General features: G+C 35.8%; 24 protein-coding genes. 11 read left to right on the top strand and 13 right to left on the bottom strand.

The window, feature by feature from the left end:
• The coding region (locus BM088_RS21210; protein ID WP_143085131.1) for an IS66 family transposase at positions 1 to 306 on the top strand (306 nt) is incomplete at its 5' end.
• 6 nt (positions 307 to 312) lie between these two features.
• The gene (locus BM088_RS21205) at positions 313 to 576 is read left to right on the top strand and encodes a hypothetical protein (protein WP_342742246.1); all 264 of its coding nucleotides are present in this window, start codon (positions 313 to 315) and stop codon (positions 574 to 576) included.
• A 219-nt stretch (positions 577 to 795) separates the two neighbouring features.
• On the opposite strand, the gene BM088_RS21200 is transcribed toward BM088_RS21205, so the two are convergent.
• Together BM088_RS21200 and BM088_RS21195 are read right to left on the bottom strand one after the other, a co-directional pair.
• Complete coding sequence (locus BM088_RS21200; protein WP_091989527.1) at positions 796 to 1,338, bottom strand: glycine-rich domain-containing protein; 543 nt, start codon at positions 1,336 to 1,338, stop codon at positions 796 to 798.
• Between the two features lie 5 nt (positions 1,339 to 1,343).
• Positions 1,344 to 3,452 carry a hypothetical protein gene (locus BM088_RS21195; protein WP_091989524.1) on the bottom strand — a complete coding sequence of 703 codons (2,109 nt, stop codon included), beginning with the start codon at positions 3,450 to 3,452 and terminating at the stop codon, positions 1,344 to 1,346.
• A 338-nt stretch (positions 3,453 to 3,790) separates the two neighbouring features.
• Between BM088_RS21195 and BM088_RS21190 the strand changes: the two genes are divergently transcribed.
• Together BM088_RS21190 and BM088_RS21185 are read left to right on the top strand one after the other, a co-directional pair.
• Positions 3,791 to 3,991, top strand: a complete 201-nt coding sequence (locus tag BM088_RS21190; protein WP_091989521.1) for a hypothetical protein — start codon at positions 3,791 to 3,793, stop codon at positions 3,989 to 3,991.
• A gap of 101 nt (positions 3,992 to 4,092) precedes the next feature.
• Positions 4,093 to 5,283, top strand: a complete 1,191-nt coding sequence (locus BM088_RS21185) for an IS4 family transposase (protein WP_091989519.1) — start codon at positions 4,093 to 4,095, stop codon at positions 5,281 to 5,283.
• Positions 5,284 to 5,382: 99 nt separating this feature from the next.
• Here the strand turns inward: BM088_RS21185 and BM088_RS21180 are convergent, their stop codons facing one another.
• On the bottom strand, positions 5,383 to 5,892 hold the full coding sequence (locus BM088_RS21180) for a hypothetical protein (protein WP_091989516.1): 510 nt from the start codon (positions 5,890 to 5,892) through the stop codon (positions 5,383 to 5,385).
• 277 nt (positions 5,893 to 6,169) lie between these two features.
• On the opposite strand from BM088_RS21180, the gene BM088_RS21175 reads away from it, so the two are divergent.
• A complete protein-coding gene (locus BM088_RS21175) occupies positions 6,170 to 6,784 on the top strand; it encodes a hypothetical protein (RefSeq protein WP_091989514.1) in 615 nt (204 codons plus the stop codon).
• A gap of 361 nt (positions 6,785 to 7,145) precedes the next feature.
• On the opposite strand, the gene BM088_RS21170 is transcribed toward BM088_RS21175, so the two are convergent.
• The 3 genes from BM088_RS21170 to BM088_RS27340 form a co-directional block, all read right to left on the bottom strand.
• Positions 7,146 to 8,306 (bottom strand): hypothetical protein, encoded by a 1,161-nt coding sequence (locus tag BM088_RS21170; RefSeq protein WP_091989511.1) that lies wholly within the window; start codon positions 8,304 to 8,306, stop codon positions 7,146 to 7,148.
• Between the two features lie 78 nt (positions 8,307 to 8,384).
• Positions 8,385 to 8,687, bottom strand: coding sequence for a hypothetical protein (locus BM088_RS21165; RefSeq protein WP_091989509.1), 303 nt, complete (start codon positions 8,685 to 8,687; stop codon positions 8,385 to 8,387).
• Positions 8,688 to 8,970: 283 nt separating this feature from the next.
• Positions 8,971 to 9,138 (bottom strand): hypothetical protein, encoded by a 168-nt coding sequence (locus BM088_RS27340; RefSeq protein ID WP_177208122.1) that lies wholly within the window; start codon positions 9,136 to 9,138, stop codon positions 8,971 to 8,973.
• Positions 9,139 to 9,400: 262 nt separating this feature from the next.
• On the opposite strand from BM088_RS27340, the gene BM088_RS21160 reads away from it, so the two are divergent.
• Entirely contained in the window at positions 9,401 to 10,282 is an 882-nt protein-coding gene (locus BM088_RS21160; protein ID WP_091989506.1) for a hypothetical protein, read from the top strand.
• A 164-nt stretch (positions 10,283 to 10,446) separates the two neighbouring features.
• On the opposite strand, the gene BM088_RS21155 is transcribed toward BM088_RS21160, so the two are convergent.
• Positions 10,447 to 10,650 carry a hypothetical protein gene (locus BM088_RS21155; protein WP_091989503.1) on the bottom strand — a complete coding sequence of 68 codons (204 nt, stop codon included), beginning with the start codon at positions 10,648 to 10,650 and terminating at the stop codon, positions 10,447 to 10,449.
• Positions 10,651 to 11,206: 556 nt separating this feature from the next.
• On the opposite strand from BM088_RS21155, the gene BM088_RS21150 reads away from it, so the two are divergent.
• Entirely contained in the window at positions 11,207 to 12,469 is a 1,263-nt protein-coding gene (locus tag BM088_RS21150) for a Tat pathway signal protein (protein WP_091989500.1), read from the top strand.
• Positions 12,470 to 12,512: 43 nt separating this feature from the next.
• Positions 12,513 to 14,414 carry a phospholipase D-like domain-containing protein gene (locus BM088_RS21145; protein WP_091989497.1) on the top strand — a complete coding sequence of 634 codons (1,902 nt, stop codon included), beginning with the start codon at positions 12,513 to 12,515 and terminating at the stop codon, positions 14,412 to 14,414.
• 129 nt (positions 14,415 to 14,543) lie between these two features.
• Here the strand turns inward: BM088_RS21145 and elbB are convergent, their stop codons facing one another.
• Together elbB and exaC are read right to left on the bottom strand one after the other, a co-directional pair.
• Entirely contained in the window at positions 14,544 to 15,197 is a 654-nt protein-coding gene (gene elbB, locus BM088_RS21140; RefSeq protein ID WP_091989494.1) for an isoprenoid biosynthesis glyoxalase ElbB, read from the bottom strand.
• A gap of 298 nt (positions 15,198 to 15,495) precedes the next feature.
• Entirely contained in the window at positions 15,496 to 17,016 is a 1,521-nt protein-coding gene (gene exaC / locus BM088_RS21135) for an acetaldehyde dehydrogenase ExaC (protein WP_091989491.1), read from the bottom strand.
• A gap of 809 nt (positions 17,017 to 17,825) precedes the next feature.
• Between exaC and BM088_RS21130 the strand changes: the two genes are divergently transcribed.
• Both BM088_RS21130 and BM088_RS21125 read left to right on the top strand, forming a co-directional pair.
• Positions 17,826 to 18,947 (top strand): hypothetical protein, encoded by a 1,122-nt coding sequence (locus BM088_RS21130; protein ID WP_091989489.1) that lies wholly within the window; start codon positions 17,826 to 17,828, stop codon positions 18,945 to 18,947.
• 66 nt (positions 18,948 to 19,013) lie between these two features.
• Entirely contained in the window at positions 19,014 to 20,039 is a 1,026-nt protein-coding gene (locus BM088_RS21125) for a M48 family metalloprotease (RefSeq protein ID WP_091989486.1), read from the top strand.
• Here BM088_RS21125 and BM088_RS21120 read toward each other — a convergent pair.
• Positions 20,023 to 20,781 carry a hypothetical protein gene (locus BM088_RS21120; RefSeq protein ID WP_091989483.1) on the bottom strand — a complete coding sequence of 253 codons (759 nt, stop codon included), beginning with the start codon at positions 20,779 to 20,781 and terminating at the stop codon, positions 20,023 to 20,025. The genes BM088_RS21125 and BM088_RS21120 overlap by 17 nt on opposite strands.
• Positions 20,782 to 20,901: 120 nt before the next feature.
• Here BM088_RS21120 and BM088_RS21115 point away from each other — a divergent pair, with 120 nt between their 5' ends.
• Positions 20,902 to 21,252 (top strand): hypothetical protein, encoded by a 351-nt coding sequence (locus tag BM088_RS21115; RefSeq protein ID WP_091989481.1) that lies wholly within the window; start codon positions 20,902 to 20,904, stop codon positions 21,250 to 21,252.
• Positions 21,253 to 21,380: 128 nt separating this feature from the next.
• On the opposite strand, the gene BM088_RS21110 is transcribed toward BM088_RS21115, so the two are convergent.
• The 3 genes from BM088_RS21110 to BM088_RS21100 all read right to left on the bottom strand — a co-directional run bounded on the left by BM088_RS21110 (position 21,381) and on the right by BM088_RS21100 (position 22,969).
• A complete protein-coding gene (locus BM088_RS21110; protein ID WP_091989478.1) occupies positions 21,381 to 21,620 on the bottom strand; it encodes a hypothetical protein in 240 nt (79 codons plus the stop codon).
• A 61-nt stretch (positions 21,621 to 21,681) separates the two neighbouring features.
• Positions 21,682 to 22,116: a glycine-rich domain-containing protein gene (locus tag BM088_RS21105; RefSeq protein WP_091989476.1), complete on the bottom strand. Its 435-nt coding sequence runs from the start codon at positions 22,114 to 22,116 to the stop codon at positions 21,682 to 21,684.
• Positions 22,117 to 22,471: 355 nt separating this feature from the next.
• On the bottom strand, positions 22,472 to 22,969 hold the full coding sequence (locus tag BM088_RS21100; RefSeq protein ID WP_091989473.1) for a hypothetical protein: 498 nt from the start codon (positions 22,967 to 22,969) through the stop codon (positions 22,472 to 22,474).
• Positions 22,970 to 23,177 lie beyond the last annotated feature (208 nt).

The raw sequence follows: 23,177 nt of genomic DNA, 5'->3' as shown, positions 1-23,177 counted from the left end.
AAGCCAATCCATTATGCCTTGAATCAATGGGAAAAACTGATCCGCTATGTTGAAAACGGTCACCTGGATATTGATAACAATCGTGCCGAACGTGCGGTTAAACCATTTGTTATCGGGAGAAAGAATTGGATGTTCAGTAATACACGCAATGGTGCACAAGCCAGTGCGGTACTTTACAGCATAGTCCAAACAGCCAAAGCAAACGGATTGGTGCCATATGACTACATCAGTCATTGCCTTGAGCATCTTATCCATGCTCCTGAAAACTTGGATGCCATTCTGCCCTGGAATGTAAAACTGGGCTAGGTGTATTTGCCCAGTCGTTTACAATTAAAGCGGCAAGAAACACCAAATATACGGCATAAAAACTGTGTAGATATGGCAATCGAAGAAGCGGTTATTCAATTCTCAATCGAACATCCTCATCTTGGTCAGCAGAAAGTCGCCATGAAGCTGACTGAAGCGCTTGGTATTGATATCAGCCCAAATGGAGTTCGCAGTGTATGGTTAAGAAACGGTATGAATACCATTTCTCTGAGAGTTGAAAAATCACAATCCTTACAAAAGTCAGCATAAACAATAGCCAGTTTAGTAACTGGCTGATATGCTACTTACGACAAAGTCGCTCGGTAATTAGTCCGACAGTTTCCCTTGCTAATGACACTACTACAGTGCAAGGTGCGGTAAACCTCATACTACAATACCCCTACTTTCATATAATTCTAGTTTAATGAAGTGCGATTTAGACCTAACCCTATTTACTTAACCCCGGAGGTTCTCTGGTTCGAGCTTTAATTAAAATACAACTTTTAGTAATGAATTGGCCCCCTCTCCCCCAATAGAGGTATAACGATATCTTTCCCAAATAGATTCATCCTGTCGTAAATAATCTTGAAAGTTTGAAGGCCACTCCCCTACATCTAATGCATTAATACTTATTAAGAAGTCAGGGTTTATATATATTTTTCGATCCCAAATATTTAATTGTTCAAATTTAGAGTTACTTATTACGCCACCCAATCCGCCATTAACATTAACTATATTACCAAAATATGTCGCTTCTCCAGACTCTCCATTAGGTGACCTTACAGTCCCACCACTTCCCCCTTTTCCTATCGATATGGGAATTTTTGTTTCAGGTAGAACTTTTAATTTAACTTCAATATAATGTCCACCAAATCCACCCATCCCATCCATTTTCGATTGAGTCCTATCATCATAAGCACTTAGCGCTCCACCACCGCCTGCACCATTGATCATTAGATTAATTTGAGTAACTCCTTTGGGTACAAACCAAGATCCTTTAGTCGGTTGAGAAAATTCTATACTACGCAACATGAGATTTACCCACCTTGATGTTCATCGTCAATTGAACCCATAGCTAAATGCTCAAGGAACGCTTCATCGCGTAGTTCGACTATTACCATACCAGCTTTCTTCTGTAAAAAAGTTTTATAATTGTCATTGAAAGTAGCGTAGGTATCACCTCGACACCATTGAAATTTTTTGTGGTCTCCCTTCGCATATTCAGAATAGTGCGTTAATGCAAATATAGCTTGTGCTAATACATGGGTTGTTTGTTTTAAGCCTGAAGATTTAAAAAGGCTTTTTGCAAACTCTAATGGGGCTACTGAATTTCCTGTATCCAAGTTTTTAGGAGCCTGGAGAGTTACAGATAAATTGTATTGATACTTTTTATAAATATCAGAACGTAACTTATTCCCCATAGATAACTTATTTAAAACAGTATTTATAAAGCGTTTACTGTCCATATCATATTCCATTTTATTGGCCAGTTCTTCTAATGGGGCGCCAATATCACCATTTTTTAATAACGTTTCAACAGAATTTGTGAGGTTATTATCTGTTGTTGGAAAATCAAAATTAAGCGTATTCCAGTCTCTGCTAAATAATAAAAAAGTAAAGGCTTTTCGGTATATTCGAATACTCTGATATGCACCGTTATCCTGCCCCGCATTTGCCTCATTTATATCCACCCTACACAGTAACCTTATAAACTCGATGGGGTCGCACTTAAACCAGACATGAGCAACATCTTTGATCCAACTATGCGTATAACACCAGCACTTTAATTCGGTATCAGGGTAAACATCCCTGTAATTATTTAAGGCCTGTATTAGTGCATCTCCTTTCAACCCAGCGAACTTAGTTTCACGTCTTATTTCCGCTGAAACTTCTGCAGGTTTACCACAAACTGTGGTCAGAAAATAAGATAGGATAGTGATTGCTTGCCTCGCTACTATTTTTGCTTTTGTAACTCCTAATGTTCCACCTTTATACTCGCATAACATTTTTTCAAGCTGCGGCTCTTTACTCGTAAAGTACTTTCTAAAACCAAGATGAAGCTCGTTTAAACGCTCTAAATACGGAGAATTGAATTGTTGACCAACATTTACACCTTCCTCAATTAACTCAAGCGCCACCTCTGCAGGCACTGTCATAGTGTATTGAGGTGCCCTTAACCGTACTCCATTTTTGATAAACCCCCGGCTTAATATTGTGTTCTCAATTAGACCTTTAGAAATATACTTTTCATTACAGCCTTCTTTTGTTAAATACAGTGGCACCTCCTCGGGGTTCAATGTCATATGTTTCGCCTTAATAACACTTTCGTCTACTGTACTAAAGCTAGCTCCACTTTTTTCCTCTAACGAACCGTTAAAAAGTGTTTTAGTAAAAACATCTCGGAGTAAACCAAACGTTTTAGCGGGTGACTTGCGTGCATCACCTGGCAATTTTTTATGAGGAGCATTATGGCTTTTAAGTTTATTACTTTCTCGATTACCTTTTACGGTACCGAGCTGAGCTGAGTTTGTAGTTAAAGGTGTTTGGAAGGCCTCGACATTACCTACCCTATTCAACAACAGCTCGTTGCCTTTTATTGAAACCAATGAAGATAAGTATTTATCAAAAATTAAGCTAATATAGTACATTCGTTTAAATGCTTCGCCACTACAGACTAACTCCAGGTCAGCATTCCAGACTCTATCCCACTTTAGAGCTGGTGTACCCAACTCAATTACATTTTCATAGTCACTGCCTAAGTCCCACATTCCCACATACTTTGTACCGATGCTTTGCTTAGCTAAATCAGCATGAAATAGATTAACAGTACCTGAATTCAATCTAACATCCGGTGCGTTATGTTCATAATGCCTCATGACATCTTCATTAGAAAAAGCGACTTGCGCAAATTCACACTCATAGCCAAAAGTTGTGTGATCGCTATCAAATCTAAGATCATTACTATCACTTTTGGTTATACGCCAGTCCTGATCAGAGTAAATCTCTTTCAAACTATCTAATATATAGTCTAGATATTCAATATTCGCAGGGTTGTTTAAAATTTCAGGGGTGATTTCCTTAAACTCCTTAATCGCATCATTTAGTTCAATATAAGTCATTTTTATGGGTGATTTTAACTGAGGCATAGTTCAATCCTATTGTTTATTAAACTCCATAAATCAGGGTCACGTACATCAGATCTTGTATCGTGCAACCCGAAATATCATCAGTCTAAAATTTTTTAAACTGAGTAGTTTGCTTTATCTTGTTAACTTAACTACCAATCTATCTATTAACGAAAATAAAAACTCGGGTAAACCTTCCACTTTTAACTTCCGTAATTTTGACCGGTACAAATTTGCTACATAGCGCTGACAACTAGGGTTTAGTCTGGTACAAAGCTCTCTCAGGCTTAGTTCCACAACATTGCAAAAATAACACTTCCAACTAAGCTCAAAATATCAATCTCTATTGAAAATATATTATGAGCCGACCACTTAGGCTTGAATTCAATGGTGCCCTTTATTACATCACAGCACGCGGTAACGAACGCAAAACTATCTACCAAAATGATGATGATTTTGAGCTGTTCCTTAATACTCTGGAACAAGTATGTGAGCGCTATAATTGGGTGGTCCAAGAAAAAAAGGGGTCAAGTCCTGACGAATCCCCACATTTAGGTTAATTAAATCAAGTAATTAACTAAATAGTGGATTGAAGTGTATAGCCATTTATGATCTTATGTGTATTTTCCAATCAAAGAATTTACCCGAAAAGAAAACTACGATGCATATAAATGGTTTATTACACAAAACTTTTAACAAAACATCTGGCTTTATTGATAAACGAAATCATAAAACATTATTATTTACCGCTGAGACGCTTTGTCAAAATAAACACTTATCTATTGCAGCGTTAGGGCGAAGCTTAAAAAGCAAAGCTAAAGTTAAACATAACATTAAACGAATAGACCGTTTATTTGGCAATCCTCGCGTTCAAAGTGCTCGTATTCATTATTATCGAGAAGTTTCCAACATAACCCTTAGTAATATAGAACGTCCAGCAATCTCCATTGATTGGTCTGGTTTAACGCCATGTGGGGAATTTCATTTACTGCGAGCATCTGCGCCAGTTAAAGGTCGGGCTATGACTATTTTTGAACAAAGTTATCGTGAAAGAGAATATATGAAACAGAGTGTCCATGAAGGCTTTCTTAAAACACTTAAGTCAATTTTACCGCAAAACTGCAAACCTATTGTAGTGACGGATGCCGGATTTCGAAATACCTGGTTTCAGCTAATACTCAAATTTGGCTGGGATTTTGTTGGTAGAGTAAGACATAGCACACAATATAAAATACCTAATGAAAACAGTTGGGAGCCAATAAAAATACTGTATCCAAAGGCAACCGCTAAGCCGCGTTATTTATTTGAATCATCACTAGCTAAAGCAAACTCTTTACAAGGGCACTTCTATTTATTTAAAGAGCGACCTAAAAATCGCAAGCATAAGAATTTACGAGGCAAACCTATACGTTGTAGTGCAAGTTTAAAGCATGCCAAAGGTGCAACGGAGCCATGGTTACTGTTTACCTCTTTATGCCAAATTACGTTTCCTGCACAAAGTATTGTTAAAATTTACAAGCAACGCATGCAAATAGAAGAAGCTTTTAGAGACTTAAAAATTACCAATAATGGTTTGAATATGCGCCATTGCCGTAGTTATGAAAAAGGACGATTGAATGTCGCATTGTTGATCGCTTTATTAGCTAATTTTATCCTGTGGATTGCAGGTCTGAGTGCAAAAATAGCAAATGTACACTACGAGTTTCAGGCAAATACAATCAAAAATCGGACTGTATTTTCTTGTTTTACATTAGGAACTCAATACTTTCAAAGGTTCGGATTTAAAATCCATTTACGCATTTTTGCAAAGGAAGTCAGGCAATTGAATATCGATTGCCAAGAGTGCCTATAAACATAAATAATTGTGGGGATCCCTCAGGACTTGACCCCTTTTGACTCCACCTGTCGGTTCGTTGATCGGAGAGTCATAATAGGTGACCCTGTCAGTCTTTTATTTAATTGATATAAGCGTAAGAGGATGAACCGGTGCCCCTTTCTCTATTATGAACGTGCTGCCTGATTTTAGATCAACATCTATACCATCAAATTTTACAGCATATTTTTTTTCGACGGCTATCATTATCGTCACCCCAGGCCATTCATATACTAATTCTTCATCAAAATATTCATAGTATGTTCTTTTGTCGTAAATGGATGAGTAATCTTGCCAAGCAGCGAGGTAAGTTTCATCAGTTAGCTTATCGTATGGTGTATTCCTTGGATCTGTTTTTTTAAAAGCGCTTTCATTATTTGCTTTTTGTTTAGTATATTCAGTTTGATTTATTTGCCCATTCAACACTGTAGACTCTTTTTCAACTGGCCATCCGCCAGCGCCTTGTCCTTCTTTTAAAATCATATAGGCTTCTATTGGATGACACAGTCTTTTGATAACAAAGTATTTATCGTTAAATTCTTCCTTAGTGGTGACACCGAAGGCTGTTAGAGGGTTTTGCTGATCCATAAAATTATCTCATTTAATTATCTTAAAAATATTTTATTTCAATACAATAACCACAACTTGGTTATTTATCTTATTAAATCAGGTGAATATAGCATGTTGAATTCGGGTGGGTTCTCAAAAAGGGAAGAGTCCATATATATCCTATTTTTTCCTTTCCTATTTATTTTGTGTTTATCTTAATGACCTAAATTAGACTGTGCTTTAAGTAAGAGCTCCCGGGTTTTGGTTATTAGTGTTGATATAGTAATTACGTATTTCAAATGTGAGGAGATTTTATATGGAAGGTAATAGTTTCAATGAACAACAACCAGACAAGAGTATCCGCTGTGGTGCATACTCTACATGTAAGTATATTATTGAATATGACCAAAAGAGTTTTCAAGCCTTATCCAGACAGTTATTAACTAATTACAATGCAAAGGGTAATTTAGGACAAAAAACAGTTTTAACTAACCAAGAAATAGCGTCAGGCATGTATGATCTTGTAGCTTCTCAAGCGTTGGCTGGTTATTGCGATCCTTATAAAATGCTATTGCAAATAAATATGTACACTCAAAAAACACACAAAATTATGTGTAATAAAGATCATGAGCAATGGCTTAAACCTGATTTAATTTCTAAATTAAATATACCAGCCAATAATTTTAATGATTTTGTGGAATTTAAAGATCCAACTTATTTTGATAACTTGCAACCAAAATTAAGAGTTAGAACTGCTGAGCTTAAGATGAAATCAACAGCTGTATATCAATCTTGGCATTTTGTATGTGAACTGGCAAATGGGGATGTATATGATCCTGGCGCTAACTTTAATCAGCCTTGGAACGCATATAGCAGAGAATTTCCTTCGGTTTATAAAAAATGGGTTGATTTAATAATTGAACCTACATGATTTATGAGAGAGGGGCAGCTCTTGCTTTTTGCTACTATGCGGCTGATGCGTGAAGCGTGTATGCCAAAATAATCACCAATTTCCTTAAGCGTATAACCTCGGCTGCTACATTCTGTCTGAATCGCTTGATCACGATCAGAAAAAAGGAGGGGTCAAAATAAATAGGGTGCAAGTCACTTGCTTCACAATACGCGGTTACTTTATTTTTTTAATGTTTAAACATGTTTTAGGGTGAGACACTTCCATTAACAATAAAGCCGCCAATATTAAGGCGGCTTTTATCTCTTCTTTATCTCTTTTCTTTTTTACTTACCACTGCATAGCCATAACCATAGCCAGAATCAAAACCATACAGCTCTGGCTAGTCAGGATAAAAGCTTTTGAGTACCCCAACACTCACTTTAAGTTCATGGCTGGTTTGCAATGCGGTTAGTAAGTTTTCATCGTTTTGTTCCATTTGCGTATATTGAATGTAATTTCTATAAGAGCTATCAATATGTACATCTTTAATGAGTTGTTTTTCTTGTTGTGAATGACTTTTCAAAAAGTTATCTGCGCATATAAATGCAGCCAAACTACTTGATGGGCCAAACTTGCCTGAGTTACTACTGGTTGTTAGGCGTTGGCGATTCTTTGCAAAAAGTACCTGTTTCCAAAGCTTGGCATCACTGGCTTGTTTTCTATAAGTTGCGTTAATCGTTGTTAGTCCTAAAATAGGGAGCGATGAATTTTCTTTGTAACTCGCTGCTTGCTGCTGTGCTTTGGTTAATATGTTGTCTTTAATTGCACCATTAAGGCGGCTTTCTTTTGCAACAATGACTAACTGATTTTGAGCCAATAGGTTCCATAGCCCTTTAGATAAATTTTGATCGTGTGTTAGTACTTCCTTACTGTTTTCAAGCAGTGTTTCAGCCATGATTACGGCAAACAATCTTGACTTAGATAATCTCGGAATTGTATTGTTAGCAATAGTCGACAAATAAGTAAGGTAGCCATGCACGTTCATTCTGGTTAAGCGTTGCTTAATTGTTGTGATAACGGGGTCTAAGTCTGATTTATTGGCTAAATTTAATGACGGTTTATTTATTTTTGCTTGTGAAATTTCATGAAATACAACGCCATTAATAAGTTGGTCAACCATGTCTAGGCGAAGCTTTAATATTTCTAATGGGAGTAATAATCTCACTAAAGCAGACTCATGAGACGAGGTTGATACCGGGCGGCCATTTTTTGAGTTACTAATGACTTTATTAAGATTACTTAATAATGATTCACTCATTAATCCATCGGCATCTTTAATCAAAATGTCACCAAAATCACTGGTGATTTGTTTTAAAAATTGCTCGCCAGTAATGGTTCTGCCCCAATCCGTTTCACATCTCACGGCTACATTACCTGAAGTGCCGTTGTTGCCTGTGACATTTATCATTTGTTTGTTTAATTCGAAAGGGGATGAACCATGTGTATCGAGTGCTGAGTGTAAAGAGTCTAATAAAATACCGCCCACACCTTGAGAGACCATATTTAGGCCCACTTTAAGTAATGTTTCGGCTACATACCAGCCGATTTTTGCAGATGTATTCGCTTCGGTTAAACGAATTTATCCTAAGTCAGCATTCACACTTGTTGTGACACATTCTGCAATTTGCTGTGTTAATTCACTACGCAGATTAATAATGCTGTGAGACATTAAGTTTTCAAATACCTCTGGTATTTGTTGAAATAGCGCTGTTTGAACAAATTTTTGCCCATAAATGCTCTGGTCAACTTCGCTTTGGTAATCATTGGGGTTAAAAGCATTAGGTATGCGCCCCGTAAGTAATTGAATGTTTGGTGTAGTTGATTGCGTCGTAGATTTTGTTTTTGCACCCGATGGACCATGTGTGAGAGGGTTTTGTTCCATTAGCCTTCCTTAATTGATGTATTAAGCCTGATTGTTTATTCATGTTGATAAATTTATTCATGAAAATGGTAATTTACAGGCAATACGTCATATAAACTCGGCAAGACTGAGGGTTTTGCATTTTAATTCTAAAGCTAAATAGCAGCTTAGCATGAGAGCTAATTTATAATCAGAAAGTTGTTTAAGTTGTCGAGCTAAAAATAAAAACATCACAAAGAGATAAAAATTGTGATGTTTTAATATCGGAAAATGCTTAAATTAACAGACTAAATTAATTATCAGCTTAATATTCTTCCCATTTACATGGTTCCATACTACAAGCTGTACCTGCTGTGTAACAAGGTGTATTAGCATTAGCTCCGCCAGCAACTTTAGCCGTCATTTTGGCTGGTAATGCTTTGTGATCTTCTGATAAGTTCTTCATTTTCTTTTTATTGAGTTTAAGTTTCATTTTATAACCTTATTAGTATTTAAAAGTAGTTAATATATAGAAAAACTTTAGCATCGGTAGTGAATTTTAAGACAGCTTGTATCTGTTTTTGAGACGCTATTAATGGTATTAGTAAAATACAAATTTTTATGATGGTTTCCTTTGTTGATTTATAAGCATGCTTATTACATTTGAACTTTTCAGTATTCCTTGCTGAAAAAACATATGGCTGGCATATTAGATATTGAAAACATTAATAATTATTAAAATGAAGGAATACTGAATGCCACGATATCACCAACTCGTATCTTTTATGGCAGATGTTAGACGCGCGAATCCGGGGTTTACTTTAAAAAGAAGTTCATTAAAAAGTTTGATTGCATTGTTAAACGACTCAACCAGTACTGCAATGCAAATAACGATGGCAATGCAGAAAATACCAGTATTAAAAGCAGCAAAATACCGTGATGCATTATGGTATTTACAAGTAACTTATCCTGGGTTTCATCCTTTAAATTTACCTATCGGTATTCATAGCCAAGGAAAAACCAATGCAGCGCGTTATTCTAGAACCCCTCTTACGCAGGCTTATGATCCAAGCAGCATGCCTCCTACAAGAAATATACCGCCTAGCGCTTGGTTAAATCAAACGGTAGAGCAGTGGTTACTCACAGAAAATGGCTCTGTAGGTGTTGTTATTATTCACCTATCTGGATTACAAGATCCGATGAAAGACCTTTTTAATGGACGTGCTAGTGTTGATCATATGAATTCGGTATTACGCATTGCGCGTTTAAAAGGTGCTGATTTATTGTGTTTGCATATGAAAGGCAACCCCGTATGCCCAGAATTAAGCGATGCAGCAAATGCTTATGGAGATCGTAAAACAGATATTCTTATTTCAAAGTATCATATGGGGGGTCACTCTGCCGATTTCATTAACTTTGCCAATACACATGACCATGTTGTGGTTATTGGTTTTGATGCCGACATATGTGTTAATGCTAATTTATTTGGTGCCAATGAAAAGTCGCCTAATGGGCAGTATATTCCACCATTAACCAGTTTAACAAATGTGGTCACTTCGAGGGCATTACTTGTGACTACTGGGCTTATTTACCCTATAGGTAATCGTAATGAGTATGGTGTAATAAATGCAACTTAAACTTATTAATTTTTGAAGTTGGAAGTTTAAGTGCAACCTCTGAGCCTTGTCTTGGCATCTAACTTTAACCTTAAAAATTAAGCCTTTAGAAAAAGCCTTTAAATTTAACCTAAACAAATTATTTTAGGCTGAGTTTAAAGGCTTGTTTTAAATTTTTATATTATTTAAGTACACACAGTGACATGTTTAGATGCGTCACAACCAATAGGTGCTTGTGAAGGTCCACATACATATACATGCGTCCAGCGGCAAGGGCTTTGTGCTGATTCTCTAAAACCTGCACCAACTTGTGGTGTCATATCGTTAGGCAAAATCTGCGCATCTTTAGAAAGATTTTTTAGCTTTTTTTTGTTCAGATTCAGTTTCATTTTTTTACCTTTTATTATCGTTAATAGTATTGTTTATAGAATCGTTTGTGTTTTACCCGATAAAGGTAAAACTAAAGTGCTATGAAGTCAATGTGTTTGTTATTTAAACATTTTATTAGTATGGAAATATAAGTATTGTTACAGAGTTTCACTATTTTAGTGAACAAGCATTGACCATGCTTGTAAGTGAGTCTTGCGTGAATATGTGTCGGTAAACCGCGTATTTACTTGGTTTATTTTCACTAAAATAAGAATGCAACAGATCCCATTTTAGCGTCAATAAAGGCGTTATTTGTCTGAGTTTTACAGCCTAGCTTCATAGAAACTAGTGCAATCAATGTTATTTAATTTTGATTTTTATGCTTTTAAAAAGGTTTACACATCTTTTTTAAGTGCTTTTAAATTCATTTTTAAATCTTATATAAAACAATGCTTTCACATTAAGTTGCGATATAACGTGGTAACTAGAATCACAGTTATTTTTTGCTGGGTGCTTTCATCTGGTGAATAACTTTGTTGCTTAATAGGTGAGCATATAATCCAATAAGGACAAAGCATGACAACTTTTACTGTTAGCTTTTGTGGCACTGGCTGTACCCGTGACGAAGGCGAGCAAACACGTCAGTGGAAAAGTAAAATATGGCAATTTTGGAAAGAAGATACTTATACAAAAAGTGATGCAAGGATCTACAACCCCAAAACGGGATATATCCCTGTGCGCATTCATAAAGATATTTCTTCTGTATTAACCAATACCACTAAAAGTGCTTCGGTACGTGGTGTAGGAGAAAACGACTGGTTTGATCAAACAAAAACTTCAGACCTATTGCTTACCCAGCCTAATAATCATTTACTGACTCCGCCGAGTGATTTACTTGATTATGTAAAAAGTTACACCAGTGGGAACCAACGTACATCTACAGGGCAAATTATTGGTTGGAGCGCTACGGCGTTAGCCCTTCATGGTGCTAACTTAGCTGTTGACAGTGGCGCAAGTCAATTAAATTTTATTGGTCATAGCCGTGGTGCAATGGAAGCGATAATGGCAGCATGGTTTATTTATGCCTATGGCGATGAAAGTGTTAAAAATATTCCCATTAATATTTTTGCCATTGACCCAGTTCCAGGCCCAGGTGAGTGGTATAGCATTTTAACGCAGCTACCGCCCAATGTTGCCAGTTATGTGGGTGTATACGCTTGGGATCACTTAGATTCAGGGTTTTCTGCTTTAGTCCCCCGACCAAATAGCGCTATGACAGGTGAAAAAAAAGAAATTAAACTTGGTACAAGTTGGAAAACTTTAGCTGATGACTATCAATTAAAAGACCCTTTGGAAGAAGGACCTATCCGTACTTTAGCCAATTATAAACTTTATGCTTGCAGGGGAAAACACAGCACAGTTGCTGGCAATGTAACAAAAGATGCAGGATATAATTTCGATAATGTAGAAGTTACCGAGCAGTACTTAAAACCCGAAGTGCCTGCGGTTCCTGAGCTGGTTTATCGACTGGCTCGCAGTTATCTCACTCAATGGGGCACGGTTTTTAATGCGCCTAGTGGTGTTGATACTGGGCTACAAGCATTAAGGCAACATATTCATACACATCACCGTTATTTTGATGCCATGGGAGAGGGCGAAACTCGCACCAGTAGTATTCCTAATCGTCAAAAAGTGCGCCGTGTATCATCAATTAGTGGCCGTAACCCAGTGCAAAAATATTATATAGACGATGTGGCAGGTGACCCGCCTTATGAGCTGGCTTACCCCGTTACTTATGAACGTAAAAAAGCGGGCTGGGTAAAGTGGGATTTTTTATAACAGCTTTGGGCTACTAAGGGTAAAGTCACAGGAGAAAACGACAATGAGTCATATAGATAGCGTAATAAAAAAAACAAAAGGGTATTTTAGCCATTGCAGTAAAGCAAGTTATGTAAGAGTGCTAGATACGCCTAATATTTGGGGGCTACCTTTTGGTAAAGCCATCATGCCAAATGCCATCGCCAGACAAAAACAATTTGCCAGAGCGGTAGAAGAGGTGATCCAAACAACGGATCATCGTTGTGATATTGCATCGCTTAATACACCTGATCCCGATTGGGCTCGTATTATTATGGGTGCAATCGATACTGCTATGTCGGAACATAGAGGACGAAAAAAAGCACCGCAAATACGCTTTTTATTTGGCCAAACACCTATGAATGCAATGTGGGAGCCTGCACATTACATTGACTTTAAAGGTGCGTTATTGCGCTTGTTTCGACAGCGGTGTGATCACTGGGAAGTCATACCTGAGGTTTGGTGCGGTCGTTTTTATCGATTAGAAGAAGGGGTTAAATCTGGAGTGTTAAATCAATTTAGTTCTCAAGGGATGAAACCGAGCCCAGATTTGGATATTACAAAAATGACTTGGAATCATGCCAAAATTATTGCCTCAGATGGTGTGCAAGCATTAACGGGTGGACATAACTTAAATATGGATTTATTTACCAGTTATCCACCTGTTCATGATGTATCGGTTGTGGTTCATGGGGATGCAGCTGTTGGGGCACAGCAATTTTTAAACCAAATGTGGCAGTGTAAAAATGATTTACTCACTAAAGAGTATTTAGATACAAAATCACTTACAGCGTTAAACTGGAAAGCGTTAAAAGACGATAAAGCGCTTATTCGTAAACCTCTGGACCCACTTGAAGACTCTGATGTACAGGGCGATATCAAGAAAAAAGTGGCTCGTATTATTAGCTATCATGAAACACAAGAAGAGGGGGATATTGCAGATGAACCTATACCAAATAAGCCTAAACCCGTTAGCCCAGAGCAAATTAAAGCCGATGACTTAGCTGCATTTTCAGAGATTGACAAAGGTGTTTTTCCTATTCGTATTAAACATACTGACTATGAAGATGCTGCAAAATATAAATTAGCAACTCGTATGTTATCTATAGGCAAATATTGGACTGGGCCGAGTATGACAACTGAGTATCAAAAAGCGGCTGAAATTATGAAAGCGCATTTAATTAAAAATGCCAAACATAGTATTTGCATGTCACAAATGGATTTGATCAGTGCGTGGAAAAAACGTTGGTCTGATCATGTGGTTTGTCATTGGTTAATGGACGCATTGCTTGCTAATCCAGACTTGGTGGTTAAGGTTGTTGTATCGCCTTTAGATGCAGGCGCAGGTGCACAAGGGGATCAATATTCATTTGGTTCAGGGGCTTGTCGTACTTACGAACTAATTGATTATTATATGAAGCATCAGGTTGATACCGACGCCCCAATTAGTGACACTACAGGGGAGCGGGCAAAAGCGCTGGAGCGTTTGCATATTTCTCCCTTCTTTTATACAGATCAAGTACCAGATATGATGACTACAGAAGGAGAAACATATAAGTGGCCAGGACTCAGTGCTGAGGGTAAAACAGCCTCAATAAAGCAACCACCCTTATCTAAAGTGCCACCAAAAAAAGGCATCATTGGCAGTGCTTATCAGGCTGTGTTGAAAGCAGGTGGATTTAAAGGTAAACCGGTGGACTCAGCACCTGGTAATCATGCCAAAATTATGATCATAGATAATGAAACTTATGTTGTAGGCTCTGATAACCTTTACCCTGGTTTTTTATCTGAGTTTAGTTATCTTATTGAAGGGCAAGCAGCCGTTGATGATATGGTAAAAAGCTATTGGACAAAACTCTGGCACTATTCAGGCCCACATTGCGCTAATACACACTGCAAAAAAGCAAATCCAGCACATAAAGCTTAATGTGCTATACATCTGCGTTAATGTCTAGGTGTCATGCTTAAGCATTGACGCAGATATTTAAAAACTTCTGCTTAGTTAACACTAAGCTCTAGATAAATGTATACACTAATTATTTGATAAAAAATGATGTTATGAACATAAGTTTATAACTGCTTTTATGAGTTTACTGATACCTGTATCTACTTCAAGGATATCAGTCGCTACCATATAAGCTGGGGTACTAACGACTTTATTAACTTCATCTATAACAATGTTTTTTGCATTACACTGAACATGTTTGCCACCTAAGCTTTCAATTGCAGATGCTGTATCAGGGTCATGACCTATTGTTGCGATAGAATCAGCACCATAAACAATAGGAATGAGGGCTGGGGAAATACAAATGTAACCTGCTGGTTTTTTAGATACAGCAAATGATTTACATATACTTAATATATCTGGATTCATATTCGCTTTTGGGCCTTTGGTTGCAAAATCAGATAAATTCTTAGCAGCTCCGAAACCTCCAGGTAAAATTAATGCGTCAAAATCTTCGACATTTAGTTCTTTTATTTCTTTTATTTCTCCTCGAGCAATTCGAGCTGATTCAACTAAAACATTGCGATTTGGCTGCATTTCTTCACCAGTTAAATGATTAATTGTATGAAGTTGGTCAATGTTTGGTGCAAAACATTGATATTGAGCGCCTGCTTTAGCGACATGTAATAAAGTTAATATTGACTCTGTTATTTCTGTGCCATCAAATACACCTGAACCAGATAGGATAATTGCAATTTTTTTCATGTTTTTCCTTATATTTGTTAAAATAATCTTATTGAGTAAGCCATTCAATTATAAATTTTTAAGTTCAGAGCTTGTTAAAAATGCCCGCTAGCTTGTTCATCTTATTAAACCCCTATTTAATTATGTTTTCGGGTCGTAGTAAATTATCGTCTTTTTTTGAGGCAAACAAATTGCTGCCGCGATGGAAAGGCAGCTTTGCATCTTAATGCAGATAAAGTACTTTTTATGACGATAACATTTTGAAATAAATGGTAAGCCAGAGTCTACCTAACTTTAATGTAGGTGTTTGTATGATTCTCTAAAAAAAACCTAACGGACTTGTATCGTAGCTTACTAACAAGTTTTTAGTTTGCTGGTAATGCTCTAGTGCGACCTTATGGGTTTCTCTCCCCACACCAGATTTTTTATAACCGCCAAATGCAGCATGCGCAGGGTACATATGATAACAATTTGTCCACACGCGACCTGCTTGAATTTTACGACCCATGCGATAAGCGATATTCATATCTCGACTCCAAACACCTGCTCCCAAACCAAATTCAGAGTCATTGGCTATCTCTAAAGCTTCAGCTTCAGTTTTAAAAGTCGTAACAGAGATCACAGGGCCAAAAATCTCCTCCTGAAAAGTGCGCATTTTATTATTGCCTTTAAGCAAAGTCGGTTGAATATAATATCCACTAGCATATTCATCACCAAGTTTTTCTTTATCTCCACCAATCAATATTTGCGCACCTTCCTCTTTACCGATATTTATATATTGTAATATTTTATCAAACTGCTCCTGTGAAGCTTGTGCTCCTACCATAGTGTCAGTATCGAGTGGATTTCCGCGTTTAATCAATTTGGTACGCTCAATAACTTTAGCGACAAATTCCTCATAAATATCTTCATGAATTAATAAACGTGAAGGGCAAGTGCATACTTCACCTTGATTAAAATATGCAAGCACAACACCTTCAATGCACTTACTTAAATAATCATCTTCATGAGCCATTACATCAGGAAAAAAGATATTTGGAGACTTACCACCTAACTCTACTGTTGAAGGTATAATATTTTCAGCGGCACACTTTAAAATATGTGAGCCAACTGGCGTAGAACCCGTAAATGCAATTTTTGCTATACGTGTACTGGTTGCTAGGGCTTGTCCGGCTTCAGGACCAAAACCATTTACAATATTAACTACACCTGGTGGTAATAAGTCTTCAATTAATTCCATTAATACTAATATAGATGCAGGAGTTTGCTCTGCTGGTTTTAATACAATACAGTTACCAGCCGCTAATGCTGGCGCTAATTTCCAAGCAGCCATTAATATAGGAAAATTCCACGGAATAATTTGGCCAACAACGCCTAAAGGTTCATGGAAATGATAAGACACAGTATTTTCATCAATATCACCAATGCTGCCTTCCTGTGCACGTAAACAGCCTGCAAAATATCTAAAGTGATCGATAGCTAAAGGAATATCTGCTGCTAAAGTTTCACGTATAGGTTTACCATTATCCCAAGTTTCAGTAACAGCCAATAAAGTTAAATTTTGCTCTAAACGGTCGGCTATCTTAAGCAAAATATTTGAACGTACTGTCACTGAACTGCCGCCCCAAGCATCTTTTGCTGTGTGAGCGGCATCAAGTGCAAGTTCAATATCTTTGGTATTTGACCTTGGGATCTCACAAATCTTGTTGCCATTTACTGGGCTTAAGTTATCAAAATATTGCCCATCTTGTGGTTCAACCCATTGACCCCCAATATAGTTTTGATATCTTGGTTTAAAACTGGTTACTGAATTATCCGTTCCTGGTACTGCATAAATCATTTAATAATCCTTGTGTGTATTATTCATTTTATAATTAGGAGTGAGTTGTTTTTACTCAAATTTTTTCTATATTAAAAAGCGTTTGATAATACGTTTAATATCGTTGTTGAGATAAAATAGCTTTAACTTGAAAGCCGCTAGGGTGTTGTTACGCTCACTTGTGTGGGAAGTGCTAAAGTGTTTATCTTACGACGTAACTAAGCTGGTTTTTGATTAATTGCGCACGAGTCTTAATATCAATTGTTATTGATGGAAATATAATTATTGCGCCTCACTAAGCGGTTTAACTATATAATAAACACAGTAAAAAACCGTAATATGATGTGTGAAATTGAAATCAACAATTACAAGTATTGATGGTTTGTTAACTTGTTGATATAAGCTAATAAATAGTTTCTAGTGAAGAGGGGGGATACTATGTTATAGGCTGTTTTATAGTGTTCCAAGATGCGATAAATCATTAAAATGAGACTTGAACTCTATAATGAAAAAGTTTGGATATGATTAATTCAGACCTTATTTCAACTGATGTAGATGACTTCAGTTTCAGATTTTATTGTTTATCTGGCTTATAAACCCTTAATAATTATGTTCCCCGGTTCTGTGAACAATCGACTTTTTATTGTTCTTATTCTTTCATGTTATATGGTTGAGGCTTGTTGTAATGAGCAGATTTGATTCAACTAAATTGTCTTTTAGATGAAAGTGTATCTATTTTTACAACAAGTTCTTTTAAAGTATTGATATACATTTTTTTAACATATAACCTTGTTTAAAACTTTAAAATCATCATATTTAGGGAAAATAAGGTGAAAAAATCATATAAATCAAATATTCAATTGGCCGTTTTAGGATGTGTGCTAAGTGGTTGTGTTTCATCTCCTCATACTAAATATGCGTCTGAACAACACCTTTTAGGTGTATCTGAAGATAGTGATGGATATTTTGTTCAGTATAAAAACTCTTTTGATGACCCGAGTAATTCAGGTTTAGCTTCGTTGTATTTACAAAGAGGTATGAGCTTATCTAGAGCTGCGTGTGATAACTATTTAGATAGTTTAACTTCAAAAGATAAAAACCATAACTGGATGAAAGGTCAGTTTCTCACTGCAACTGTTTTAGGTACTGGTATGCTAGTATTGAATAAAGCAAGTACTGAAAGTATAGAAAAGCTAGTATTAGGTACGGCATTTGTAACTTCTTCGATGGATTTATATCAAAATTATTATTTATTAGGCCCTGGTGGTGTGTCTGTTGCAAAGCTCGTTAGAAGAGCTATGGATAGTGCAAAACACGTTATAGATAGTACTCCTGGAAGCGATTTTGATACCGTTCATAATCAGCTAAAAAGCTATTCTGCAATTTGCTCATCATCTGAGATTGATATTATGGTTTCGGCTTCTGTTGAGGCGGCTAAAGTTACTGCTGTAGTGGAACCTGAGAAACAGACTTCAGAAACACACAAAAGTTTGCAAGTTATTGCTGAAATGTTTAATAAAATTACTTTAACAGGACCACAATACACAGGATTGTACTGGGCAACTGTTCGAGGTTTTGCTAATCAAAATGAGAAGTTACTAATTACGCAAGTATTAGGCAATGAAGTACCTTTAGCTGCTATCTCTGATGCTAATATTGAATATGGCCGCAACATTGCTGGGCATTTTAGAAAAATGAATAAATCATTTTTGCAAAAATATGAAGCAAACATAGAGCAATTAATCATGGATGCAAACAAGGTGGCGACTGAAGCTGCTGAAAAACATGCATTGAGTTTAGTTGAAAGTGAATTAGATAAAAATGCGCAAGAAACAGCAATCGATAAAGTATTTTATGAAACCTATGATAAAGCGTTTTTAAATAGATTGATGAAGATGAAATCATTTTCATATACAGCTAAACCTGGACCTATTTCAATTAAGATTGATTAGTATCTAAGATAGCCGTATGGCCTTTAATTAATTTTTGAACTGAGTGAAATACTGAATAATTTATATATGGATAATGTAAAACGAACTGCAAAAAATTATATTCGCTCTTTATTAGATGAAGCTCATACGAAAGGCGAAACAACCCAATTTAATTTTGCACGAAATTCAATTAAACAAAGTAAGTTAAATAAATTGATGTGTGACGTTTTGGGATCAGGGCAAGTATTTGATCCTCTTTTTCAAAATGGGAGCGTAAAAGAGCAAACTGAGATATTAATAAATAGTTTATGTTCTGATCTTAAGCTGGATCTGAGTGAGAGGGTTTCAGAGCAATATCAATCTTTGGTAAATAATACCGAAATAGGTTTATTACCGCTAATGGACCAATGTGCATACTGTTTAGCGCAAACCGACGATAATAAAACACACAATAGTTACTATATTATTTTGCATGAATATGTGTACATTCTTATATTGTTTCTTTCAAAGTCTATCGTATTAGAAAATGTAGAGGGCAGCTTATCTCAATTTAAGGCGTGTGGTTTTCAAAGTTTTAAACAGGCGTCATGTTTATTTTCAAAAACCAGTAATTTTGATATTAAAAATATTAATTTTGACAATATTAATAACATAGATGTTGTTGCTGAACTCACAGCCTGTCAGCATAACTTAGCCACAATAACATTAAAGTTTATTGTGCTTCACGAGTTTGCGCATATTGCACATAAGGACTTGAATGTGATGGATAGCCATAAGCGTTTTTTAATTTCTGAAAGTGAAAGCACAAGTGAGCAATATTGGGATTCAGAATTTAAGGCCGATGCATTTGCGCTACATTATCTTTGTTCTACTTGTGTAACGCCTATTTCAGCATGGGCTAATTTTACCCAAGTTTATATGTTTTTTAGTTTACTCGCGTTTTTGGAAACAAAATCAGGTTTTCGCAGTGCAAATACGCACCCGCCGGCAAAGATCAGAGTCGAAAAAATGTTAACTTGGATGAAAGAAAACATAGGGTCTTATGATGAGTCTTCGAATAATATTCACTGGGTTGACTCTAAAGTTGCACAATGGATTAGCATGTTAGATTAATGTCGATTGTATTTACAAAAATATCTTCACTTTCATTAAAGTGCTCTAAATTATAAGCGATTAGATTTAGATCACTTTCAAACACTTCCCTGAAAGAGTCACTTTTTTTTATTGAATACTGTTTTACTTTAATCACAATGATTTGTCTCCAGCCTGCTCCATCTTTTTCTGAAAATGAAAGAAAGCCTGTATTTGGAAAGTCAATTCCTTTCATATTTTCTGTTATTTCACTTGAGTATTGGCTATTACTTATCGGAGCTAATTTAAAAAACTGTTTTGAAGAGCGTATAAATATAACAAACCTGTCATTTTCCTCACCCGATAATTTAAGCCACCAATCACTATTTATAGGTATATCAAATCCTCTGTTAGCATTTTCAACTGAAGCGGGCTCAATTAAACGTCGTTTATTTTTATCAGCAATACAAAACTGTGAAAACTGGCTTTTTGATTGGTATTGTTGAATAAAATCTTCCCAAAATGGCGGTGTTGATTCTGGTAATAACGCTAGGTGGCTCATGCATTTTAAAAATACGGCTATTTTTTCAGATTGATTAATACAAATTGAACTTCCGGACCAAGCTTGTTTAGGAGCACTTCCAGCTGCATTTATTGATGAAAATAACTCAAACTCTCGAATAAATTCTCTTTCGGTTTTTATGCCATAAAGGGCTTCTGCTTTTCCTCTCACTTTTGCAGGGTCTAACTTGGTTGACCTGTTTCTCGTTTTTATTTTATCCAATTTCTTAACTTCCTTAAGTTTTGCTTAAAGTTACGTTTTTAAAAAAGTGTATTTGTAATACTAAATACGTGCTCAAGAAGCACATAACCTATTATATTTTATACTTAAAAGGAACAAATTATGAAAAATGTATTAAAGTCAATTTCACTATCTTGCGCTCTAGGGGCTTTACTCGTATCTTCAACGTCATTTGCTGCAGATATAGGAACTGTTAATTGTAATAGCTACTCAGGAGCAACAGAAATTGATATTAGTGTTGGGTCAATTTCATACAATGATTGGTGGAATTATAATTCTGTCGCTGTGCATGGGATCACATCTGATAATAAACTTGTTCAAGTCGGTTTGAAAAGATTGAACCTGCTTACTCAATCATACTCATTTTCGTATGATGGTGATGAGCAATTTAATAAAGTCGATGTTTTTTTAACTGGTGATAGTAAAAGTAGAGTTGTCACTTGTAATAATTAATTAGAATAAAGTTTTTTTATTAGCCGAGCTATTCTTATGCTCGGCTATTTTTGATAAGTATATGCACATCCTTTTGCTATAAATAAACTGCAAAGTTTATTAAGCTAATCAGTTAATGCGATTGTTATCTAACAATCAAATGTTGGGCATATCTCACATTGTGAGTAGTCAGACTCTCTTGGTGCGCATTTTACTTCATTTGTACAACCAAAAGAGCGACCATGACACGCACCATTCCAAGAGCCACACGCAACTTTTGATAAAGTTTGTTCATCGCCGCCAGCAATAAATGGAGTCATTATTTCAGGAAGCATTTTTTTATCAGCCGATAAATTTTTAAGTTTCTTTTTATTTAATTTAAGTTTCATTTTTTTTCCTTCATTTTGAGAAATAGAATCATTTTTAAATGATTACTGAATTTTTAGAGGTTTACACGACTTCAGGATCATATTGATTACCAAATACCAAAGATATTTGTCTTCGTGTATTGAGGTAGGCTTCTTCAAGGTATTCACATCCTTCATCAAATGTTTTTCTTTTTACTAAACCTTTTTGGATGCTTTCTGTTCTTTCTCCTGGAGTATGGTGTAAGTAATGACCAAAAATTTTTTCGCTATCTGCATAATACATTTTTGTATATAACAAATGCTCATGCCAAAACTCATCCATAGGTATGCTAGGTGCATGATTATCATTGGGATATAACCTAAATATATAGAGCATCATGCAATATTGTATTTGGTATTTTTCTAAGCAGGCTTTTGTCCATGTCGGGTTGTTATATGCAACTCTGCGATTGACAGCTGAAAAGTCTATATTTTGGATATAGTGCCATGCTGCTTCGTTGCTTTTTATTTTATTCAACCTAAACTCCTCCAATACGAGCTGGGCTGTTAGTAGTACTAATTTTTTTGAGTGCTTTATTACACTTAAGATCAAGGGGAGGTTTATCTGCGATAAGTTTTGGTTTTATGTTCTTTAACGTTTCCACTTACTTTCCTGTTGTAATAATTCTTTATAAACATCCATTTTGATAAATACTGAAGAATATTTATTTTACAAAGTACTATAATGTCAAAGTATCGGGTACATCAAGACCAAATATAAGCCAAAATTAAAGGGGGAGGCTTATTTTTTACTGTTAGAAGGTTTAATTAAAATAAACTTATATTTTTAAGGTTAGAAAAGTTTAAGAATCAAATAACTACAACTAATATAGTTAAATTGATATGTTGATTTTGTTTTTATTTTCATCCTTGTTATCATCTTTTAAGTGCTCTCTTCCCTTTTGATATTCTTTATCTAGTTGTTCATACAAGTTTTCTAGTTGCTTTTCCAGTTCAGAAGTCGGTTCACCACGACTTTTTAATTTTGCAATCTCACGTTGTAGCTCTTCTATCTTTACTTTAATTTCTTCAATTTTTTCTCGGTCAATGCCTAGCCTCTGATCAAGCAAACCTTGCCGCAAGTCGGCAAACATTGCCTTTATTTCATTATCCGTCATAGGTTGGACTTTTTCTTTTTCACTATTTTGATTCGGCTTTTGTGCTTTGTTTGCTAAATGTTCGTAGGTATTTTCATTGTTAGGCTTTTGGTTGCTAGGCGTATATCTATCTACCTGTGGGGTTGTGTCATTTGATATTGCATTACTGGCTGGAAAATTAGTTTTTTGTAATGTTAGAGCCTGAGCTGCGCTGTTTAATGCGTTTATATTCATTTAAAATTACACGTTATTTAGCATGCTTTTAAAAAGCAAAATGAATGCCAATATAAATTAAAAAAGATCAAGGTATGACCATGAATATTAAAAGTTGAATCGTAAATTTAAATACGTTATTTAGTTTGGTTGTTGAAAACAGAGACTCGTGAATAAAAATAATATCAATTAAATGTTGCTTTTATTTTGGAAACATCTGGTTACAAAT

This window comes from Pseudoalteromonas denitrificans DSM 6059 (assembly GCF_900112265.1).
In the GTDB taxonomy this organism is placed as follows: domain Bacteria; phylum Pseudomonadota; class Gammaproteobacteria; order Enterobacterales; family Alteromonadaceae; genus Pseudoalteromonas; species Pseudoalteromonas denitrificans.
Note: the sequence above shows the minus strand (reverse complement) of the source record. Positions and strands in the feature narration are given on the sequence as shown.

What these genes read in the sequence shown, in the direction of transcription:
- BM088_RS21170 (WP_091989511.1), bottom strand. Translation starts at nt 8,306, where the DNA reads ATGGTCTCTCAAGGTGTGGGCGGTATTTTATTAGACTCTTTACACTCA.
- BM088_RS21165 (WP_091989509.1), bottom strand. Translation starts at nt 8,687, where the DNA reads ATGGAACAAAACCCTCTCACACATGGTCCATCGGGTGCAAAAACAAAA.
- BM088_RS21115 (WP_091989481.1), top strand. Translation starts at nt 20,902, where the DNA reads ATGAAAAATGTATTAAAGTCAATTTCACTATCTTGCGCTCTAGGGGCT.
- exaC (WP_091989491.1), bottom strand. Translation starts at nt 17,016, where the DNA reads ATGATTTATGCAGTACCAGGAACGGATAATTCAGTAACCAGTTTTAAA.
- BM088_RS21195 (WP_091989524.1), bottom strand. Translation starts at nt 3,452, where the DNA reads ATGCCTCAGTTAAAATCACCCATAAAAATGACTTATATTGAACTAAAT.
- BM088_RS21180 (WP_091989516.1), bottom strand. Translation starts at nt 5,892, where the DNA reads ATGGATCAGCAAAACCCTCTAACAGCCTTCGGTGTCACCACTAAGGAA.
- BM088_RS21200 (WP_091989527.1), bottom strand. Translation starts at nt 1,338, where the DNA reads ATGTTGCGTAGTATAGAATTTTCTCAACCGACTAAAGGATCTTGGTTT.
- BM088_RS21145 (WP_091989497.1), top strand. Translation starts at nt 12,513, where the DNA reads ATGAGTCATATAGATAGCGTAATAAAAAAAACAAAAGGGTATTTTAGC.
- BM088_RS21150 (WP_091989500.1), top strand. Translation starts at nt 11,207, where the DNA reads ATGACAACTTTTACTGTTAGCTTTTGTGGCACTGGCTGTACCCGTGAC.
- BM088_RS21190 (WP_091989521.1), top strand. Translation starts at nt 3,791, where the DNA reads ATGAGCCGACCACTTAGGCTTGAATTCAATGGTGCCCTTTATTACATC.
- elbB (WP_091989494.1), bottom strand. Translation starts at nt 15,197, where the DNA reads ATGAAAAAAATTGCAATTATCCTATCTGGTTCAGGTGTATTTGATGGC.
- BM088_RS21160 (WP_091989506.1), top strand. Translation starts at nt 9,401, where the DNA reads ATGCCACGATATCACCAACTCGTATCTTTTATGGCAGATGTTAGACGC.
- BM088_RS21100 (WP_091989473.1), bottom strand. Translation starts at nt 22,969, where the DNA reads ATGAATATAAACGCATTAAACAGCGCAGCTCAGGCTCTAACATTACAA.
- BM088_RS21175 (WP_091989514.1), top strand. Translation starts at nt 6,170, where the DNA reads ATGGAAGGTAATAGTTTCAATGAACAACAACCAGACAAGAGTATCCGC.
- BM088_RS21125 (WP_091989486.1), top strand. Translation starts at nt 19,014, where the DNA reads ATGGATAATGTAAAACGAACTGCAAAAAATTATATTCGCTCTTTATTA.
- BM088_RS27340 (WP_177208122.1), bottom strand. Translation starts at nt 9,138, where the DNA reads ATGAAACTTAAACTCAATAAAAAGAAAATGAAGAACTTATCAGAAGAT.
- BM088_RS21110 (WP_091989478.1), bottom strand. Translation starts at nt 21,620, where the DNA reads ATGAAACTTAAATTAAATAAAAAGAAACTTAAAAATTTATCGGCTGAT.
- BM088_RS21185 (WP_091989519.1), top strand. Translation starts at nt 4,093, where the DNA reads ATGCATATAAATGGTTTATTACACAAAACTTTTAACAAAACATCTGGC.
- BM088_RS21155 (WP_091989503.1), bottom strand. Translation starts at nt 10,650, where the DNA reads ATGAAACTGAATCTGAACAAAAAAAAGCTAAAAAATCTTTCTAAAGAT.